Genomic DNA, 18,052 nt, shown 5'->3' with positions numbered 1-18,052 from the left:
AGATGAAGTTCCCCCGCCACGCCCTGGCCCTGGTTGCGCTGCTGGCTGCAACCGCTTCCAACGCCGCCGAGCCCCTCAAGGCCGAGGTCATCCACTGGTGGACCTCGGGGGGCGAATCCGCCGCCGCCAAGACCCTGGCCGAGGCCTACAAGGCCCAGGGCGGCATCTGGGTGGACACCGCCGTCGCCCTGGGCGAGCAGGCGCGCTCGGTGGCCATCAACCGCATCGCCGGCGGCAACCCGCCCACGGCCGCCCAGTTCAACACCACCCAGCAGTTCCGCGACATCGTCGACCAGGGCCTGCTGAACAACGTCGACGCGGTGGCCCAGCGCGACGGCTGGGACAAGTTCCTGCCCGAGACCGTGCTGAGCGCCATCCGCGTCAACGGCCACTACTACGCCGCGCCGGTCAATATCCACAACATGACCTGGTTCTGGTTCTCCAAGGCCGCCTTCAAGAAGGCCGGCATCGTCGAGGAACCCAAGAGCTTCGATGAACTGTTCGTCGCGCTGGACAAGCTCAAGGCCGCCGGCCTCGTGCCGCTGGCCCACGGTGGCCAGCCCTGGCAGGACGGCATCGTCTTCACCGCCGTGCTGGCCCACTACGGCGGCCGTGATCTCTACCTGAAGATATTCCGCGACCGCGACCCCAAGGCCATCCTGGGCGAAGACTTCAAGAAGGTGCTGCTGGCCTTCAAGCGCCTGCAGAGCTACACCGACAAGGGCTCGCCGGGCCGCAACTGGAACGACGCCACCGCCATGCTGATCAGCGGCCGCGGCGGCGTGCAGATCATGGGCGACTGGGCCAAGGGCGAGTTCGCCCAGGCCAAGCAGGAGGCCGGCAAGGACTACGGCTGCGCGCCGGGCTTCGGCCCCAAGGCGCCCTACATCATCCAGGGCGACGTGATGGTCTTCCCGAAGACCGACAAGCCCGATCAGGTCAAGGCCCAGCAGCTGCTCGCCAGCGTCATCACCCAGCCTGCCACGCAGGTGGCCTTCAGCATGAAGAAGGGCAGCATCCCCATTCGCACGGACGTCGACGTCAGCAAGATGGACCTGTGCGCGCAGATGGGCGTGGCGGCGATGAAGGACAAGTCGCGCCAGCTCGGCAACGGCGAGATCTACATCACGCCCGACCAGAACGGCGCGCTGCAGGACGTGCTGACGAGCTACTGGAACCGCAGCATCCCAGTCGAGAAGGTCCAGAAGGACATCGTCTCCGCGCTCAGGAACTGACATGAAACGTCGGTCCCTCGCGGCCTGGGGTGCGCTGCTGCCCCTGGCGCTCATCGTCTGCATCGGCTATGTGGGCACGGTGCTGTGGACGCTGCGCACCTCGGTGTCCAGCTCGCGCACCTTCCCCAAGGACGACTTCGTCGGCCTGCAGCAGTTCGAACGCCTGCTCGACAACGAGCGCTGGCAGCTCGCCATCCACAACCTGATGGTCTACGGCGTGCTCTACATCGTCGCGGCCATGGTCATCGGCTTCCTGCTGGCCGTCTTCATCGACCAGAAGGTGCGTGGCGAGGGCGTGCTGCGCACCGCCTTCCTGTACCCCTACGCGATGTCCTTCGTTGCCACCGGCCTGGTCTGGCAGTGGGTGCTCAACCCCGACAGCGGCCTGCAGAACGCGGTGCAGCAGATGGGATGGAAGGACTTCAGCTTCGACTGGATCGTCGACCAGGACATGGTCATCTACACCGTCGTCATCGCCGGCACCTGGCAAGGGGCAGGGCTGGTGATGGCGCTGATGCTGGCCGGCCTGCGCGGCATCGACGAGGAGATCTGGAAGGCCGCCAAGCTGGACGGCATCCCGACCTGGCGCGTCTACCTGTCCATCGTGCTGCCCATGATGGGCCCGACGCTGGCCACCGTCTTCACGCTGCTGGCCACCGGCGTCGTCAAGGTCTTCGACACCGTCGTCGCCATGACGCAAGGCGGCCCGGGCACGGCCAGCGACGTGCCGGCCAAGTTCATCATGGACCACCTGTTCGGCCGCGCCAACCTGGCACTCGCATCGGCCGGTGCCGTCGTGCTGCTGATCACCGTGCTCGCCCTGGTCGCACCGCTCGCCTACGTGCGCAGCCGCCAGAAGACACAGGGAGGCCACTGATGGCCAAGCGCAAAGCTACGGCTCTCTGGGCACGCATCGGCGTCTACGCCTTCCTGCTGTTCGCCGCGGCCTTCTTCCTGCTGCCGCTGTATGTGATGTTGACCACGTCGTTCAAGAGCATGGAGGAGATCCGCCTCGGCCAGATCTTCGCGCTGCCGTCGTCGGCCTCGCTGGATGCCTGGCGCGCCGCCTGGAGCGAGGCCTGCACGGGCGTCAGCTGCGAGGGCATCCGCGGCGGCTTCTGGAGCTCGGTGGCCATCACCGTGCCGTCGGTCATCCTGCCCATCCTGCTGGGCGCCATCAACGGCTATGCGCTGAGCTGGTGGAAGCCCAAGGGCGGCCAGTGGCTGTTCGGCGTGCTGATGATGGGCGCCTTCATCCCCATCCAGGTGATGATCTATCCGCTCGTCAAGCTGGAAGCGGCCGTCGGCATCTACAGCAGCCTGCCCGGCATCGTCGCCGTGCACCTGGTGTTCGCCATGCCGATCATGACGCTGCTGTTCCGCAACTACTACGCCAGCCTGCCGACCGAGCTGTTCAAGGCGGCGCGCGTGGACGGCGGCGGCTTCTGGCGCATCTTCGTGCAGTTGGTGCTGCCGATGTCCACGCCCATGCTGATCGTCGCGGCCATCATGCAGATCACCGGTGTGTGGAACGACTACATCCTCGGCCTGACCTTTGCCGGCCGCGAGAACCAGCCGATGACGGTGCAGCTCAACAACGTGATCAACACGACGACGGGCGAGCGCCTCTACAACCTCAACATGGCCGCGACCATCCTGACGTCGGCCGTTCCTCTTCTCGTCTACCTGATTTCAGGTCGGTGGTTCGTTCGCGGCATCGCCGCCGGGGCAGTGAAATGAGTGGCGTGATCATCCAGGCCTTGAGCATCAAGTTCGGGCACAACGAAGTCATCAAGGGCCTGGACCTGCAGGTCCACGAGGGCGAGTTCCTCGTGCTGCTCGGCCCCTCGGGTTGCGGCAAGTCGACGCTGCTGCACAGCATCGCCGGCCTCATCGACGTCAGCGGCGGCAGCATCCACATCGGCGGCCAGGACATGACCGAGGCCGAGCCGGCCGAGCGCGGCATCGGCATGGTGTTCCAGAGCTATGCGCTGTACCCGACCATGACGGTGGAGCGCAACATGAGCTTCGGCCCGCGCGTGGCGGGCATTCCGAAGGCCGAGATCGAGCGGCGCGTGAAGCGTGCCGCCGACATGCTGCAGCTGACGCCGCTGCTGAGCCGCAAGCCGGCACAGCTGTCCGGCGGTCAGCGCCAGCGTGTCGCCATCGGCCGGGCGCTGGTGCGCGAGGCCGGTGTCTTCCTGTTCGACGAGCCGCTGTCCAACCTCGACGCCAAGCTGCGCGCCGAGCTGCGGCGCGAACTCAAGCTGCTGCACCAGACGCTGGGCAACACGATGATTTACGTGACGCATGACCAGGTCGAAGCCATGACGCTGGCCTCGCGCATCGTCGTCATGAAGAGCGGCGTCATCCAGCAGATCGGCACGCCCAGCGAGGTCTATGAGCGCCCGGCCAATCTCTTCGTCGCCGGCTTCCTCGGCGCGCCGGCCATCAACTTCGTGCCGGCCCAGGTCGGCGCGGATGGCCGGTCGCTGCAGGGCGCGCTGCCGCTGCAGCTGGCCGAGGGCCGCGTGAAGGCGGGGCAGGGCCTCGTGCTGGGCGTACGGCCGGAGCATGTGCGCCTGCAGTCGGACGGCCGCTGGCGCGCCACGGTGCAGCTGGTCGAGCCCATGGGCAACCATCAGGTCGTCTGGATGAAGCTGGGCGAGCAGGGCTTCTCGGTGCTGGTCCACGACGGTCGCCGCATCGTCGCCGGCGATGAACTGGCCTTCGACATCGACGAGTCCGCGCTGAGCGTCTTCGACGCCGCCAGTGAACAACGCCTGGACTGAAGCCCCCAAGCCATGAAGACCCTGCTGCTTGCCCTGACGGCTGCTCTTGCTGGTGTTGCCAACGGGGCGCCTGTCAGGGCTTACCTGACCACTGCCGATCAGCTGCATCTCCTCGCTCCCAGCGAGGTCCCGGCAACCACGGCCAGGGCGGATGCCGTCATCCGCATCGACCCGAAGCGCCAGCACCAGCGCATGGCCGGCTTTGGCGCCGCCATCACCGAAGGCTCGGCCTGGCTGATGCGCCACGGCATGAGCGAGGCGCAGCGTGACGCGCTGATGCGCGAGCTGTTCACGCGAGAAGGCCACGGTTTGGGCTTCGAACTGACGCGGCTGACCATCGGCGCCTCCGACTTCTCGCGCCGCCACTACAGCCTGGACGACATGCCGCCGGGCCAGACCGACCCCGAACTGAAGCACTTCTCGCTCGACGCTGAACGCGCCGACGTCATCCCCGCCGTCAAGCAGGCGCTGGCGCTGAACCCCAAGCTGCATGTCATGGCCTCTCCCTGGAGCGCGCCGGGCTGGATGAAGACGACCGACAGCCTGGTGCAGGGCCAACTCAAGCCCGAGTTCTACGGCGCCTTTGCCAACTACATGGTGCGCTATGTCGAGGCCATGAAAGCCGAAGGCGTGCCCATCTTCGCGCTGACGCTGCAGAACGAGCCGCACTTCGAGCCGCCCGACTACCCCGGGATGCGCATGACGCCGCGCACCCGCGCCGCCGTCGTCGGCCAGCACCTCGGCCCGCTGCTGCAAAGCAAAGGCCTGAAGACGCAGATCCTGGAGTGGGACCACAACTGGGACGAGCCCTGGAGCCCGTTGTCCATGCTGTCCGACGCCACGGCGCGCAGATACGTGTCGGGTGTGGCCTGGCATTGCTATGCAGGGGACGTGTCCGCGCAGTCCCAGGTGGCCCAGCACTTTCCGGAGCTGGATGTCTGGTTCACTGAGTGTTCCGGTGGCGAGTGGAAGCCGCAGTGGGCAGAGACGCTGCCGTGGATCACGCGCAACCTCATCATCGGCAGCACCCGCCACGGCGCGCGTGGCGTGCTGATGTGGAACCTGGCGCTGGACCCGCAGTACGGCCCGCACCTGGGCGGCTGCAAGGACTGCCGCGGCGTCGTCACCATCGACCCCAGGACCGGCCAGGTCACGCGCAACATCGAGTACTACGCCTTCGGCCACGCCAGCCGCTTCGTTCGCCAGGGTGCGCGGCGCGTCGACTCGGAAGGCGGCGATGGCAAGAAGACAGGCCTTGACCACGTCGCCTTCAACAACCCCGACGGCAGCACCGTCCTGATCGTCAGCAACTCCGCCGCCGCGCCCCGCCGCTTCACGGTGCAGGCACCCGGCCAGCGCTTCAGCTACGAACTGCCGGCCAGCGGCGTCGTGACCTTCACCTGGGGACCGCTGGGCGCTGGTCCCGCGTGACATCCGTCCTGAGTTCTAACGACTCTGCGCGTGACTGAAGTCACGTGGCGCGGTCCATCCTGGCTAGGATGGGCCGATGACGGGATCCCTGCTGATCAGCACCAGCTTGATCGCCCTGCTTGGCGTGGCGCTGCTGGTGCTGGCCCGGCTGGAGCCTGGCCATCCCCACATCAGCGACTGGGGCTGGAGCCATGTCCTGCTCTCCGTGGGCCTCACGCTGGGCATCGCCCTCGTGCCGCCGGACCAGGAGTCCGTGCACTACAAGCTGCAGGCCACCGTGGCGACGGCCTGCATCATGGCCTCGCTGGCCCTGCAATTGGCGGGGGCCGCGCGTTATCGCGGCAGAACCTGGCGCTGGCAACGCAATGCGCCGCTGTTCATCGCCTTGCTGGGCGTCATCCTGGCGCTGGCGCTCGTGCAGCAGCGTTATGCGATCGTCGCGGCGGCAACCATCCTGACCGGTGGCGCCTGGCTGGCTGCGGCCTGGCTGTGGCGTGATGGTGCCGCTGGCGAGCGCTTCGTCGCTGCCTGCTTCATCGCCTCGGGCCTGGTGCACCTGAGTGGCCCGCTGCTGGACCCGCTGGCCCGCTCGCCCGTCACCCACATCCTGGGTACCTATGTGCAGGCCGTGCTGGCCATGGCGCTGATCCTGCTGTCGGTGCGCCGCGCCCATCACGAGACCCTGCGAGTCAATTCGCAGTTGCGCCAGGTCTACGAGCAGTCCATGCAGGGCCTGCTCGTCGTGCGCGACCGCCATGCGGTCTACGCCAACCCCGCAGCGCTGGCGCTGTTCGGCTACGACAAGGTCGAAAACATCGGCCCCATCGCGCCGCTGATCGCCACGTCCGACATCGAGGAAGCCCGCGGGCGCTACCAGCGCCTGCTGCAGGAGCGCTCGGGCCAGATCGCTTGGGAGGGCGAGCGCTACCGCCGCGACGGCAGCGCCATCTATCTGCGCGGCAGCTCCAGCTATATCGAGTGGGAAGGCAGCCCGGCCCTGCTGGTGCTGATGCTGGACGACACCGAGCGCCAGCGTGCCATCGAGGCGTTGCGCCGCCAGGCCCTGCATGACGAACTGACCGACCTGCCCAACCGCCATGCCGCCCTGGCCCGTCTGGCCGAGCTGACGGCGCCCGGCAGCCCGGGATTCGCGCTGCTGTCCGCCGACCTGGACCGCTTCCAGCTCGTCAACGAAAGCCTGGGCCACGAGACCGGCGACGCGCTGCTGCAGGCCATCGCGGCGCGCCTGCGCGAGGCCCTGCCGCCCGAGGCCCTGCTGGCGCGCCTGGGCGAGGACCAGTTCCTGCTGCTGCAACCCGGCGTCGGCGATGACCCGGCCGCCCTGTTGGCCGGCCAGCGCCTGCTTGCGCTGATGAATGCGCCCTTTGCCGTCGCGCACCGGGCGCTTTACGTGCATCTGTCCGTCGGCATCGCGCGTTTCCCCGCCCATGGCCGGGATGGCGCGGCTCTGCTGCGTGCGGCCGATGTGGCCATGCACCAGGCCAAGCAGCAGGCCGGCGCGGCCGTCGTGGTCTTCCAACCCGGCATGTCGGCGGCGGCCGGCGGCCTGCTGGAGATCGAACAGGCCCTGGCCGCGGCCATCGAGCGCGAGGAGTTCCAGCTCGACTACCAGCCCAAGTTCGAGTCCGGCACACGGCGCCTGGCGGGTTTCGAGGCCCTGGTGCGCTGGCAGCGGCCCGGCCGCGGCCGCGTCAGCCCGGCGGACTTCATTCCCGCGGCCGAGCGCACCGGCCAGATCGTGCCGCTGGGTGCGCTGATCCTTCGCCAGGCCGCCCGGCAGCTGCGCGCCTGGCAGCGGCAGGGCCTGGCCGTCATGCCGGTGGCGGTGAACGTGTCGCCGCTGCAGTTCGAGGACACGGGTTTTGCCGACTGGCTGCTCGACCTGGTGCGCGCGCATGGCCTGGCGCCGACGCTGATCGAGGTCGAGATCACCGAGACCGCCGCGATGACGCACATGGACCGTGTGCTGCCCCAGCTCGCGCGGCTGCGTGACGCCGGCGTAGGGGTGGCGTTCGACGACTTCGGCACCGGCCAGAGCTCGCTGACCCTGCTGCGCCGCCTGCCCATCACGACGCTCAAGCTCGATCGCAGCATGATCGACCCGCTGCCCGAGCCCTCGGCCGGTGCCGTCGTGCGCGCGGCCTGCGTGTTGGCCCAGGCGCTGGGCCTGGCCATCGTGGCGGAAGGCGTCGAGACCGAGGCACAGGCCGCCGAGGTCGAGGCCCTGGGCTGCACGCATCTGCAAGGCTGGCTGTTGGCCAAGCCCCTGGCGCCCGTTGCAGCTGCGGCGCTTCTCAGCTCGCCATCAGCTCACCCAGCCGGACCGAGCCTCCCGGCTGCCACGCCGGGTTGAACTGCAGGCCGCTGTTCTCGAACAGCATGACGACGGTGGAGCCGAGCAGGAAGCGGCCCATCTCGTCGCCCTGGGCCAGCGTCACCTGTCCAGCTGTGTAGTCCCACTCGCGCACCGGACCGGCGCGGTTGATGACGCCGTGCCAGACCGTGGCCATGCTGCCGACGATGGTCGCGCCGACGAGCACGAGCACCCAGCGGCCCAGAGCGTCGTCATCGAACACGCAGACAACGCGCTCGTTGCGCGCGAACAGGCCCGGCACGCCGCGCGCCGTCGTCGGGTTCACCGAGAACAGCTCGCCCGGCACATGCACCATGCGCAGCAGCCGCCCGGCAGCCGGCATGTGGATGCGGTGGTAGTCCTTGGGGCTGAGGTAGAGGTTGGCGAACAGGCCGTCCTTGAACCGCGCGGCGAGCTGCGCGTCGCCGCCGACCAGGGCCGTCGTTGTGAAGGTCTGGCCCTTGGCCTGGTAGACCTGGTCGCCCTGGACGCGGCCGACCTGGCTGATCGCGCCATCCACCGGGCAGATCAGCGGGGCGTCGGCCAGCGGCCGGGCGCCAGGTTTCAGGGCCCGGGTGAAGAAGTCGTTGAAGGTCTTGTAGGCCGTGATGTCGGGCTCGGCCGCCTCGGCCATGTTGACGCCGTAGCGGGCGACAAAGCGGCGGATCGTCGATGTCGTCAGTCCGCCTAAGGGTTTGGACGCGTAATGCCCGGCCAGGCGCGTCATCGCCTGCTTGGGCATCAGGTATTGGGGCAGGACTTTGAGACGGTCGGACATGGCGATGGCGCCGATGCAAAGCAGGTCGCCGCTGTTTTTCGGGCAGTGTACGAGCCGACAATTCGCTCCATGGCCTTGCTGCACAGCTCCTTCTACCGTTTTACCCCGATGCCGGACCCCACCGCTTTTGCCGAACGGCTGCGTGAGCGCGGCGCGGCGCTGGCGCTGGGCGGTGTCGTGCTGGTGGCCGACGAGGGCCTCAGCGCAGCCGTCGCCGGCGAGGTCGAGGCGGTGCGGGCTTTTGAGGCGGAACTGCAAACCCAGCCCGGGCTGGCGGGCCTGCACTTCAAGCACAACGACTGCGAGCGCCGCCCGTTCAGCCGCTTCAAGGTCTCGGTCAAGCGCGAGATCGTCGCCTTCGGCATTCCCGGAGTCAGCGGAGAGGACAGCGCAACCCATGTCAGCCCGCAGCGTTTCCGCGAACTGCTGGACGACCCCGCCACCATCGTCCTCGACAACCGCAACAGCTTCGAGTTCAAGCTCGGCCGTTTCCGTGGCGCCATCGACCCCGGCGTGGCGCATTTCCGCGACTTCCCGGCCTATGTCGAGGCGCATCGCGACGAGTGGCAGGGCAAGACTGTCGCGATGTACTGCACCGGCGGCATCCGCTGCGAGAAGACTGCGGCGTGGATGCAGCAGCGCGGCCTGAAGGTCGCCCAGCTCGATGGCGGCATCCTCAACTATCTCGAAACGTTTCCTGACGCGGCGCAGGACTGGCAGGGCGAGTGCTATGTCTTCGACAAGCGCATCGCCATCGACGCCGCCGGGCGCGAGACGGGCACCACGGCCGAGGCGGTCTTCACCGATCCCGCCGACGCCTGGCGCTTGGCACGGGCCAAAAGGCTGGACCCGGCTGCGGAAGATTGATTCCCCCAGCGCGGAACAAAGCTTACGGGCGACGGCGGATGCGCCGCGCCGCAAACGCCGACAATGCCACCGCGCGCCGCTTGCGCGCACCGAAACCTGTCATTCGATGTCTCATCTGATCGTCCACGGCGGCACGCCCCTCTCGGGCCGCATCACCCCCTCGGCCAACAAGAACGCCGTCCTGCCCATCCTCTGCGCTACGCTGCTGACCAAGCAGCCGGTGCGCCTGCGCGGTGTGCCCGAGATCACCGATGTGAAGAAGATCGTCGAGGTCTTCAGGAAGCTCGGCTCGCAGGTCGAGCTGGACTTCAAGACCGGCATCCTCGACGTCCACCACCGCGACACCCATTTCGACCCGGCCACCGACCGCCTGCCCGAGGAAATGCGCTCCTCCATCATGTTGGTGCCCGGCCTGATGGCCCGCTTCGGCGCGGCGCGCATCGAGGACGACGTCAAGGGCTGCACGCTGGGTGCGCGCGAGATCGACCCGCATGTGGAAGTGTTCGAGCGCTTCGGCGCCCAGGTCCAGCGCCTGCCCGACGGCCTGGTGCTGCGCGTGCACCGCCCGCTGACGGCCAACCATCACTGGACCGACTACGCCTCCGTCACGACGACCGAGAACTTCGTACTGTGCGCCGCGCTGGCCGATGGCGTGTCCACGCTGACCAACGCCGCCAGCGAGCCGCATGTGCAGGAGTTCTGCAACTTCATGTCGCTGTTGGGCGCAAAGATCGAGGGCCATGGCACGTCCAAGCTGAAGATCACCGGCGTGCAGGAGCTCGGCGGCGCCGACTACACCTTCACCGAAGACTTCCACGAGATCGTCACCTTCCTGGCCCTGGGCGCCATCACCGGCGGCAATGTGCAGGTCAAGAACGGCGCGCCGGAGATGTTCCCGCTGCTGGACCGCACCTTCGCCAAGTTCGGCGTGCAAATCGTGCACGAGGACGGCTGGAGCCGCTGCGTGACGAATGGCCCGCTGAAGGTGAAGGAACCCTTCACCCGCAACATCCTGCAAAAGGTCGAGGCAGCGCCCTGGCCCTATGTGCCGGTGGACCTGCTGCCCATCTTCGTGGCCCTGGGCGTCAAGGCCGAAGGCAGCGTGATGTTCTGGAACAAGGTCTATGACGGCGCCATGGGCTGGACGAGCGAGCTGGCCAAGTTCGGCGCCCACGCCTTCTTGAGCGACCCGCATCGCATGATCACCTTCGGCGGCAAGCCGCTGAGCCCGGCCGAGGTCGAGAGCCCCTACATCATCCGCGTCGCCATTGCGCTGCTGATGGTGGCGGCCAGCATTCCCGGCAAGAGCGTGATCAAGAACGCGACGCCGATCCGCCGCGCCCACCCCAACTTCGTCGAGCACATCGGCGAACTCGGGGCGCGCATGGAGTGGGTGGAAGGCGAATAAGTGTTGCGCCGGCTGTGTGCGGCCGTATGCCTGGCGGCTTCGGCAACTCAGGCCGCGCCGCCCGCCGACACCATTCGCTGGGTGGCGCAGGATGTGCCGCCGCACTTCAGCTTCGTGCAGGGCCAGCCGCCGCGCAGCGTGGCCGAGCTGGGCCGCGGAGAAGTGGACGGCTTCATGCGCGTGCTGCTGGCGCGCATGCCCGAGTTCCGGCATGAGTTCGTCGAGGCCAGCACCGCCCGCTACGAGGCCGAGAGCCGCCGCGGCGAGACCCTGTGTTCATCCCTGCATGTCCGCACTCCCGAGCGCCTGCAGTGGCTTTACTTCTCGCATCTCTACCCGCCGCTGATCTCGCGCGAGATCCATGTCATCGTGCCGCGCCAGCGGCTGGCCGAGCTGGCCCAGGCCCGGCCCGGGGACGGCCGCCTTGTGCTGGCCGACCTGCTCAAGCGCCAGGACCTGCGCCTGCTTCTGGCACGGGACCGCGCTTTCGGCGCGCAGATCGACACTTTGCTGTCACACCAGGTCGTGCCCCGGCTGGCCGTCGGCGCCCAGCTCAGTACGCAGCTGCTGGACATGCTGCGCGCCGGCCGCATGGACTACACGCTGGAGTACCCCAGCGTCGTCAAGGAATACCTGGCCCGCGTCGGCGACCCCGGCGCGTTGGTGGCACTGCCGGTGGCCGAAGGCCTGAGCACGCTGCTGGCCACGGTCTCCTGCAGCCGCACGCCGCAGGGCAGGCGGCATATCGAGGCCATCGACGCCGCGGTGCGCAAGCTCGCCCGGGAGCCCAACCGCGAGGCCTGGGTGCGTCAATGGCGCGGCAATCGTGCCGAACCCCAGGACATGAAGCGGCTGAACGCCTACATGGACGAGCGCGCCCGCGGCGGGCCGCGCATCGAATAGGCCGTGGCGAGGCCGCCCAAGCCGGTCCTGCCGCTGCGCGAAGGCGTCGCGGCAAGTGCCGTGTTTTGCCCTGCGGGTCCCTGGGACTCCATGGCCGCCTTCCTCACCGAGCGCCTGCCGCGCGTGGTCGACTGGCCGGCACGCCTCGCGCGCGGCGACGTGGTGGACGACGCCGGCCACCCGGTCGTCGACTCGCCCTACCGCGGCGATCGGCGCGTCTACTACTGGCGCCACCTGGACGTCGAGCCCGACATTCCGGCCGGCGAGCGCATCGTCTTCCAGGACGAACACCTCCTCGTCGCCGACAAGCCGCATTTCCTGCCGGTGACGCCCAGCGGCATCTACGCCCGGCAGACGCTGATGGCGCGGTTGCGGCATGCCACCGGCCTGATGGACCTCAACCCGGTGCACCGGCTGGACCGCGAAACGGCCGGCCTCGTCGTCTTCAACCTCCGCCGCGAGGAGCGCGACGCCTACCACCGCCTGTTCCGCGACCGCGCCGTCGCCAAGGTCTACGACGCCATCGCGCCGCTGGGTGCCGGCCCCTGGCCGCGCGTGGTGCGGCACCGCCTGGAGGAGCCGGGGGGCGACAACTTCATGCAGATGCAGGTCGTCGACGGCGAACCCAACGCCGAGACCTGGGTCGACTTGGTCGAGCCGTTGCCCAATGGGTTGGCGCGTTACGAGCTACGTCCCCGCACGGGGCTGCGCCACCAGTTGCGCGCGCAGATGAACGCCCTTGGGCTGCCGCTGGTGGGCGACCGCATCTACCCCGTGCTGCAGCCGCACGAGAACCCGCCGCGCCTGGATGCGCCGCTGCAGCTGGTTGCGCGCGCGATCGCCTTCACCGACCCGGTCACCGGCCAGCCGCGCAGCTTCAGCCGCGACACCGCGACAATCGCGCCGCCATGACATCCAACCCCGAAGCCCAAGTCCAGGAACTGCGCCGCCAGCTGCAGTCCCTGCTTGACGCCGCCAAGGCCAATGAACGCAAGCTGGATCGCTTCGACGCGCTGGAGCGTCGCCTGATCGCGGTAAGTTCGATGGAGGAGCTGGTCAACCTGCTGCTGGTCGACTGCCGCGACGATTTCGGCCTGGATGCCGCCGAGCTGTGGCTGCTGGACCCCGAGGAAGAGCTGCGTCGCGCCCTGCCGGCCCTGCCCATGATCAAGGCGCCGCGGCTGCTGGACAGCCATGGCCCTCTGAAGGACCTGTTCGGCGCCGCGCGCACGGCCCGCCTCATCGGCCCAGGCCCGGACGAGGCGCTGCTCGCCAAGGCCTTCGACACGCAAGCCGGCGTGCGGTCGGCGGCCCTGCTGCCGCTGATCCGCCAAGGCCTCTTGATCGGCAGCCTGCACCTGGGCTCGCGGGACCCCGAACGCTACGACACCGCCTCGGGCACCAAATTCCTCGACCGCCTGTCGGCCATCGCGGCCATCGCCATCGAAAGCATGCTCAACCGCGAGCGCCTGCGTCGCGCCGGCATGACGGACGGCCTCACCGGCGTGCACAACCGCCGCTACTTCGACCATCGCAGCCTCATCGAGTTCAGCCAGGCCGTGCGCCATCGCTACCCGCTGGCCTGCCTGTTCCTGGACATCGACCACTTCAAGGCCATCAATGACGGCCACGGCCATCCGGTCGGCGACGAGGTGCTGCGCCAGGTTGGCGGGCTGATCCTGCGTTCGCTGCGCACCGGCGACCTGGCTGCGCGCTACGGCGGCGAGGAGTTCATCGTGCTGCTGCCGCGCACCGACCTGGCGGGTGCCTGCGAGGTGGCGGAGCGCATCCGCCTGATGGTGCAGGAGGCGCCCTTCGTGACGCCGGAGGGTGGCACCGTCGGCGCCACGCTGTCGGTCGGCTTGGCCATGCTGCCGGCCAGCGCTACGAGCTTCACCGATCTGCTGGCCGCGGCGGACAAGGCGCTTTACGAAGCAAAGCGGGCGGGGCGCAACCGCACGGTGACGGAGGGCATCGGCGTCGCCGCTGCCGCTGCATCGTGAACAGGTCGCCGGGGCTGCCGCAAGCATCAATCGACACCAACTTCGCATGAGTCGGTTCCAGGGGTCTGGATCACAATGGCTCGGCCATGAAAACCCTGTCGCCGCTCCTCCTCGCCTTTGTCGCCGGCCTCGGCGCCGCCGCCACGGCTGAAGCCGGCCCGGCGCTGGAGCGCATCCAGGCCAGCGGCCGCATCGTGCTGGCGCATCGCGAGTCGTCCGTGCCTTTCAGCTACCTGCTGCCGGATGGCCGGCCCGTCGGCTATGCGGTGGACCTTTGCCTCAAGTTGGCCGAAGGTGTGCGCAAGAAGCTGAAGATGAGCACGCTGAACCCGCAGTTCCTGCTGGTGACGCCGGCCAACCGCATCCAGATGGTGGCCGAAGGCAAGGCCGACATGGAATGCGGCTCGACGACCAACAACGCTGAACGCCGTGAGAAGGTCGCCTTCACGGTGCCGCACTACATCACCGGCGCGCGCTACCTCGTCAGGGCCGACAGCGGCATTGCCGAGCTGGCCCAGTTCGACGGCAAGACGCTGGTCTCCACCAAGGGCACGACGCCGCTGAAGTCCATCACACAAGCCAACAACGAGCGCGCCCTGCACATCAACATCATCGAAGCCCCCGACCACGCCAAGGCCATGGAGATGCTGGCTGCCGGCCAGGCGGATGGCTTCGTCATGGACGACGTGCTGCTCTACGGCATCGTCTCGGCGCGGCCCGATGCGGCCAAGTTCAGCGTCGTCGGCAAGTTCCTGACCATCGAGCCCCTGGCGATCGTGCTGCCCAAGAACGACCCGGAGCTCAAGGCCATCGTCGACGACGAGATGAAGCGCCTCATCGCCAGCCATGAGGCGCATGCCATCTACGAGCGCTGGTTCATGAAGCCGATTCCGCCCAAGAACAAGGCGCTGAACCTGCCGATGAACTACCTGCTCAAGGACTTCTGGAAGTACCCGTCGGATCAGGTGCCCTACTGAGGGAGCGAAGCCACCCGGGTTTCTCGAGGCGTCGCGACCCCTGACAAACCCCGAGACAACGGCCCGCACAGGGCGTGCTGCGGCCGTGACAATTTGTTCCGCAGTCCGCCTCACCGATGAGCACCGATTCCCTTGCCGAACCCCTGAACCACGTCAGCACGCGCCGGCTGGGTTCGTTGCGGCTGCGGTTGACGCTTGCAGTGCCCCTGCTGACCGCGGCCATCGTCGCTGTCTTCGAGTGGAGCCTGGGGAATTACGAGTCTCCGGCCGAGGGGCTGGCCCGCACGGCCTGGCTGGTGCTGCTGCTCAGCGCCGCCCAGCTCATCCTCATCGAGGCCCTGTTGCTGCGGCCGTTGCGCCGGTTGGCGGCCGGCTGCGAGGCGATGGAATCTGCCCCGGTGCCGCTGACGCCCGAAGCCGCTGTGCCAACGCCCGGCCTCGCCGCCGAGCTGGACCGTATCGGCCACGCCATGCTGCGCGCCCGCGGCTCGCTGTGGCAGCAGGACCAGGCCGCCCGCGAGCTCCGCCGCGAGCTGGCCCAGCAGCGTCATCTGCTGCAGGAGGCCCACAGCGCGCTGGAGGCCAACCAACGCGAGCTTGCCAGCCTCGCACGCATCGATGCACTGACCGGCATCGCCAACCAACGCGCCTTTGACGAGGCCCTGCGCCGTGAGTTCAAGCGGGCCCAGCGGCTGCGAGGCCTGTTGGCGCTGGCGGTGCTGGACCTGGACCAGTTCAAGCAGTTCAATCTCACCCATGGCACGGCCGTCGGCGATATGGCCTTGCAGCGCGTCGCGAGCCTGCTGAACGAGCGCTTCAAGCGCGACACCGACGTCGTTGCCCGCCTGGGCGGCGAGGAGTTCGTTGCCCTGCTGCCCGGCTTCGGCATGGCCGAGGCCCAGGGCGTGCTGGAGTCGCTGCGCGACGAACTGCGAGCGCTGCGCCTGCCGGATGGCCAGGGCAGTTTGACGCTGAGCGTCGGCCTGGCGGCGGCGAGCCCGGCCCATCCGTATCTGAGCGCACAAGCGCTATTGCAGGCGGCTGACGAGGCGCTCTATATCGCCAAGCATGCGGGGCGAGACCGATTGAGTCTGGCGGCCTGAAACACGGCGGCAGGGGTCAGCGGCCGTGTTCCTGGGCAGCCAGCAGCTGCTCGTTGACGCGGCGGGCCGCGCGCAACACGAGGGTCTCGTCCAGCTGCGCCTGAGGTGCGATCTGGCTGGCAATCTCATCGAGCTGGTCGGGATGGCTGAGCAGGGCCCAGGCGACCGTCGAGATGGCGGCGACGCTGCGCCGGGCCAGGCTCTCCGGCATCGTCAGCGACGCCTGGATGTCGACGTGATAGCGCACGCTGGCCACGGCCGCCGGAGCCAGGCCCCAGCTTTCGCACAGCGCCGCACCCAGCGCGTCATGGCTGACGCCGAAGGCCGTCTTCTCCAGCTCCACCAGTTCGGCATCGCGCGGCGCGGCGCGCAGCATGGCCGGGTAGTGCGTCGGCGCATGGCGGTAGAGCACCGCCTTGCCGCATTCCTCGAACAGGCCGGCCGAGTGGGCGGCCCAGGGGTCGACGCCCAGCATCTGGCCCATGCGGCCCATCAGCAGGCCGCGCTGCGAGGCCCGCGACCAGACTTGCTCCAACTCGGCTGCGGCCGGGAAGGCGGCGCGCAGGCCCATCTCGAAGGTGATGGCCGCGACCTCGCGCATGCCCAGATAGGTCAGGGCCTGATGCACGGTCTGCACCCGGCCGCGCAGGCCGTACAGGGAGGAGTTGACCGCCTTCATGACGGCGGCCGCGAGGGCCATGTCGGTCTCGACCAGGGAGGACATGGCCTGCAGGTCAATGTCCTCGGCTGCCATCAGCAGCGAGAGCTTGACCAGGACCTCGGGCTGGGTCGGGATCTCGATGTCCAGATTGCGCAGTTGAGGATCGACGGGCATGGTGAATAAGGGCGCTAGGGAATGCTTGATGGTAGATCAGCGGAAGAAGGCGTCCCAGGCTGTTTTGAGGATGAGAGCGCCGACGACGATGACAAAGACGCCGCGCACGAAGCCGGCGCCATGTTTCAGGGCCAGCCGGGTGCCGAGCAGGCTGCCCGCCACGTTGGTTACCGCCATCACCGCCGCGACCTGCCACCAGATGTGGCCCTTGCTGACGAACAGGGCGATCGCGAACGCATTCGTCAGCAGGTTCATCAGCTTGGCCGTCGCCGAGGCGTGCAGGAAGTCGTAACCCAGCAGCCGCACGAACAGGAAGACGAAGAAGCTGCCCGTGCCGGGGCCGAAGAAACCGTCGTAGAAGCCCACGGCCAGCGCGATACCGCCGGCCACCAGCGCCTCGGCGTGGCCGGTGAAGCGCGGTGTGTGCTCACGGCCGAGATCCTTCTTGGCCAGGGTGTAGACCAGCACCGCCAGCAGCACCAGCGGCAGGGCCTTGCGCAGGCCGTCGGCGCTGACCAGCGTCAGCATCCAGGCGCCGGCAAAGCTGCCGATGCCCGCCATCGCCGCGGCCGGCATCAGGCGCTTCCAGGGCAGGTCGACCCGCTTCACATATTGCAGCGTCGCCCAGCCCGTACCCCAGACCGACGCGCCCTTGTTCGTGCCCAGCAGCGTGGCCGGCGCCGCGCCGGGGTAGGTGCTGAACAGCGCCGGTACGAGCACGAGGCCACCGCCACCGGCGACCGCGTCGATGAAGCCTGCGAGCAGGGAGGCCAGGGCAACCGTTGCGAGTTCGAGCATGTCCCGGGTTCTATCACTGCGCGGCCGTAGCGCCTTGCGCGGGCCGAGCGCTGGGCCTGCCATGGGCCAGAGGCCCATGGCCTTCCGTAGGCACAAGCAGTCCGCAGGGACTGCTTGTGTCCGACTCCAGTTCGCCGAGCCGGCCCGTCGGGCGATGTTGACCGGGCTTGATGCCCGGTCAATCGCCGTCCCCTCGGGGGCCGAGGCCGGACACATTACGCCCAGTGGGCGTGATGTGCCTGCCGCAGCGCGGTCTGCAAGACCGACTGGGCACGCCGCGTTCAGCGTGCGAGACCAGGCGAGGGGCCTTCGGCCCCATAAAGAAAACGGCCACCAAGGGGTGCCTTGGTGGCCGGTGGATTGTCTTCGGGGTTACGAAGCAACCGGATGCGCTTGGCGCTTGATTTGTCTCCTCACAACCCGCCCGGCGGTCCTGAACCAGAGCCCGGAACCGCGTCGAGTGCTGAAAATGTATTGCCCCGCCCCGGTGCACAACACTGGGGTAAGCCCGGGTTCTCTGGCCGCGAAAGGTGCGGGCAGGCACCAAA

At 68.4% G+C, this 18,052-nt stretch carries 16 protein-coding genes; 13 read left to right on the top strand and 3 right to left on the bottom strand.

The annotated features are described in order from the left end of the window. Nucleotides 1–2 precede the first annotated feature (2 nt). From ASC95_RS16600 to ASC95_RS16575, 6 genes are all read left to right on the top strand, one after another. Nucleotides 3–1,235, top strand: a complete 1,233-nt coding sequence (locus ASC95_RS16600) for an ABC transporter substrate-binding protein (protein ID WP_057298813.1) — start codon at nt 3–5, stop codon at nt 1,233–1,235. A gap of 1 nt (nt 1,236) precedes the next feature. Next, nucleotides 1,237–2,112, top strand: a complete 876-nt coding sequence (locus ASC95_RS16595) for a carbohydrate ABC transporter permease (RefSeq protein WP_057298812.1) — start codon at nt 1,237–1,239, stop codon at nt 2,110–2,112. Next, nucleotides 2,112–2,975, top strand: a complete 864-nt coding sequence (locus ASC95_RS16590) for a carbohydrate ABC transporter permease (RefSeq protein ID WP_082567848.1) — start codon at nt 2,112–2,114, stop codon at nt 2,973–2,975. Before ASC95_RS16595 ends, ASC95_RS16590 begins: the two co-directional genes overlap by 1 nt. Beyond that, nucleotides 2,972–4,027: an ABC transporter ATP-binding protein gene (locus ASC95_RS16585; protein ID WP_057298811.1), complete on the top strand. Its 1,056-nt coding sequence runs from the start codon at nt 2,972–2,974 to the stop codon at nt 4,025–4,027. The genes ASC95_RS16590 and ASC95_RS16585 overlap by 4 nt, the downstream gene beginning before the upstream one ends. Before the next feature lie 12 nt (nt 4,028–4,039). Next, nucleotides 4,040–5,458: a glycoside hydrolase family 30 beta sandwich domain-containing protein gene (locus ASC95_RS16580; protein WP_057298810.1), complete on the top strand. Its 1,419-nt coding sequence runs from the start codon at nt 4,040–4,042 to the stop codon at nt 5,456–5,458. Nucleotides 5,459–5,534: 76 nt separating this feature from the next. Then, nucleotides 5,535–7,832 carry a bifunctional diguanylate cyclase/phosphodiesterase gene (locus tag ASC95_RS16575; protein WP_057298809.1) on the top strand — a complete coding sequence of 766 codons (2,298 nt, stop codon included), beginning with the start codon at nt 5,535–5,537 and terminating at the stop codon, nt 7,830–7,832. Here ASC95_RS16575 and asd read toward each other — a convergent pair. Further along, nucleotides 7,774–8,610 (bottom strand): archaetidylserine decarboxylase, encoded by an 837-nt coding sequence (asd, locus tag ASC95_RS16570; RefSeq protein ID WP_057298808.1) that lies wholly within the window; start codon nt 8,608–8,610, stop codon nt 7,774–7,776. The two genes, ASC95_RS16575 and asd, sit on opposite strands and share 59 nt — an antisense overlap. A 69-nt stretch (nt 8,611–8,679) precedes the next feature. On the opposite strand from asd, the gene ASC95_RS16565 reads away from it, so the two are divergent. From ASC95_RS16565 to ASC95_RS16535, 7 genes are all read left to right on the top strand, one after another. Then, complete coding sequence (locus ASC95_RS16565; protein ID WP_057298807.1) at nt 8,680–9,477, top strand: rhodanese domain-containing protein; 798 nt, start codon at nt 8,680–8,682, stop codon at nt 9,475–9,477. A 106-nt stretch (nt 9,478–9,583) separates the two neighbouring features. Further along, nucleotides 9,584–10,885: a UDP-N-acetylglucosamine 1-carboxyvinyltransferase gene (locus ASC95_RS16560; RefSeq protein WP_057298806.1), complete on the top strand. Its 1,302-nt coding sequence runs from the start codon at nt 9,584–9,586 to the stop codon at nt 10,883–10,885. Continuing rightward, nucleotides 10,886–11,788 (top strand): TIGR02285 family protein, encoded by a 903-nt coding sequence (locus ASC95_RS16555; RefSeq protein ID WP_082567847.1) that lies wholly within the window; start codon nt 10,886–10,888, stop codon nt 11,786–11,788. 90 nt (nt 11,789–11,878) lie between these two features. Next, nucleotides 11,879–12,700, top strand: coding sequence for a pseudouridine synthase (locus ASC95_RS16550; RefSeq protein ID WP_082567846.1), 822 nt, complete (start codon nt 11,879–11,881; stop codon nt 12,698–12,700). Then, nucleotides 12,697–13,791 carry a diguanylate cyclase gene (locus ASC95_RS16545; protein ID WP_057298804.1) on the top strand — a complete coding sequence of 365 codons (1,095 nt, stop codon included), beginning with the start codon at nt 12,697–12,699 and terminating at the stop codon, nt 13,789–13,791. The genes ASC95_RS16550 and ASC95_RS16545 overlap by 4 nt, the downstream gene beginning before the upstream one ends. Nucleotides 13,792–13,877: 86 nt before the next feature. Next, nucleotides 13,878–14,768, top strand: a complete 891-nt coding sequence (locus tag ASC95_RS16540; RefSeq protein ID WP_057298803.1) for an amino acid ABC transporter substrate-binding protein — start codon at nt 13,878–13,880, stop codon at nt 14,766–14,768. 116 nt (nt 14,769–14,884) lie between these two features. After that, a complete protein-coding gene (locus tag ASC95_RS16535) occupies nt 14,885–15,871 on the top strand; it encodes a GGDEF domain-containing protein (RefSeq protein WP_057298802.1) in 987 nt (328 codons plus the stop codon). 16 nt (nt 15,872–15,887) lie between these two features. On the opposite strand, the gene ASC95_RS16530 is transcribed toward ASC95_RS16535, so the two are convergent. Together ASC95_RS16530 and ASC95_RS16525 are read right to left on the bottom strand one after the other, a co-directional pair. After that, nucleotides 15,888–16,706 carry an HDOD domain-containing protein gene (locus tag ASC95_RS16530; protein ID WP_057298801.1) on the bottom strand — a complete coding sequence of 273 codons (819 nt, stop codon included), beginning with the start codon at nt 16,704–16,706 and terminating at the stop codon, nt 15,888–15,890. 36 nt (nt 16,707–16,742) lie between these two features. After that, the gene (locus ASC95_RS16525) at nt 16,743–17,504 is read right to left on the bottom strand and encodes a TSUP family transporter (RefSeq protein ID WP_057298800.1); all 762 of its coding nucleotides are present in this window, start codon (nt 17,502–17,504) and stop codon (nt 16,743–16,745) included. Nucleotides 17,505–18,052 lie beyond the last annotated feature (548 nt).

The organism is Pelomonas sp. Root1217, from assembly GCF_001425705.1.
GTDB lineage: Bacteria > Pseudomonadota > Gammaproteobacteria > Burkholderiales > Burkholderiaceae_C > Pelomonas.
Note: the sequence above shows the minus strand (reverse complement) of the source record. Positions and strands in the feature narration are given on the sequence as shown.

Coding starts and splice junctions, on each gene's coding strand:
- ASC95_RS16600 (WP_057298813.1), top strand. CDS start 3: ATGAAGTTCCCCCGCCACGCCCTGGCCCTGGTTGCGCTGCTGGCTGCA.
- ASC95_RS16595 (WP_057298812.1), top strand. CDS start 1,237: ATGAAACGTCGGTCCCTCGCGGCCTGGGGTGCGCTGCTGCCCCTGGCG.
- ASC95_RS16590 (WP_082567848.1), top strand. CDS start 2,112: ATGGCCAAGCGCAAAGCTACGGCTCTCTGGGCACGCATCGGCGTCTAC.
- ASC95_RS16585 (WP_057298811.1), top strand. CDS start 2,972: ATGAGTGGCGTGATCATCCAGGCCTTGAGCATCAAGTTCGGGCACAAC.
- ASC95_RS16580 (WP_057298810.1), top strand. CDS start 4,040: ATGAAGACCCTGCTGCTTGCCCTGACGGCTGCTCTTGCTGGTGTTGCC.
- ASC95_RS16575 (WP_057298809.1), top strand. CDS start 5,535: ATGACGGGATCCCTGCTGATCAGCACCAGCTTGATCGCCCTGCTTGGC.
- asd (WP_057298808.1), bottom strand. CDS start 8,610: ATGTCCGACCGTCTCAAAGTCCTGCCCCAATACCTGATGCCCAAGCAG.
- ASC95_RS16565 (WP_057298807.1), top strand. CDS start 8,680: ATGGCCTTGCTGCACAGCTCCTTCTACCGTTTTACCCCGATGCCGGAC.
- ASC95_RS16560 (WP_057298806.1), top strand. CDS start 9,584: ATGTCTCATCTGATCGTCCACGGCGGCACGCCCCTCTCGGGCCGCATC.
- ASC95_RS16550 (WP_082567846.1), top strand. CDS start 11,879: ATGGCCGCCTTCCTCACCGAGCGCCTGCCGCGCGTGGTCGACTGGCCG.
- ASC95_RS16545 (WP_057298804.1), top strand. CDS start 12,697: ATGACATCCAACCCCGAAGCCCAAGTCCAGGAACTGCGCCGCCAGCTG.
- ASC95_RS16540 (WP_057298803.1), top strand. CDS start 13,878: ATGAAAACCCTGTCGCCGCTCCTCCTCGCCTTTGTCGCCGGCCTCGGC.
- ASC95_RS16535 (WP_057298802.1), top strand. CDS start 14,885: ATGAGCACCGATTCCCTTGCCGAACCCCTGAACCACGTCAGCACGCGC.
- ASC95_RS16530 (WP_057298801.1), bottom strand. CDS start 16,706: ATGCCCGTCGATCCTCAACTGCGCAATCTGGACATCGAGATCCCGACC.
- ASC95_RS16525 (WP_057298800.1), bottom strand. CDS start 17,504: ATGCTCGAACTCGCAACGGTTGCCCTGGCCTCCCTGCTCGCAGGCTTC.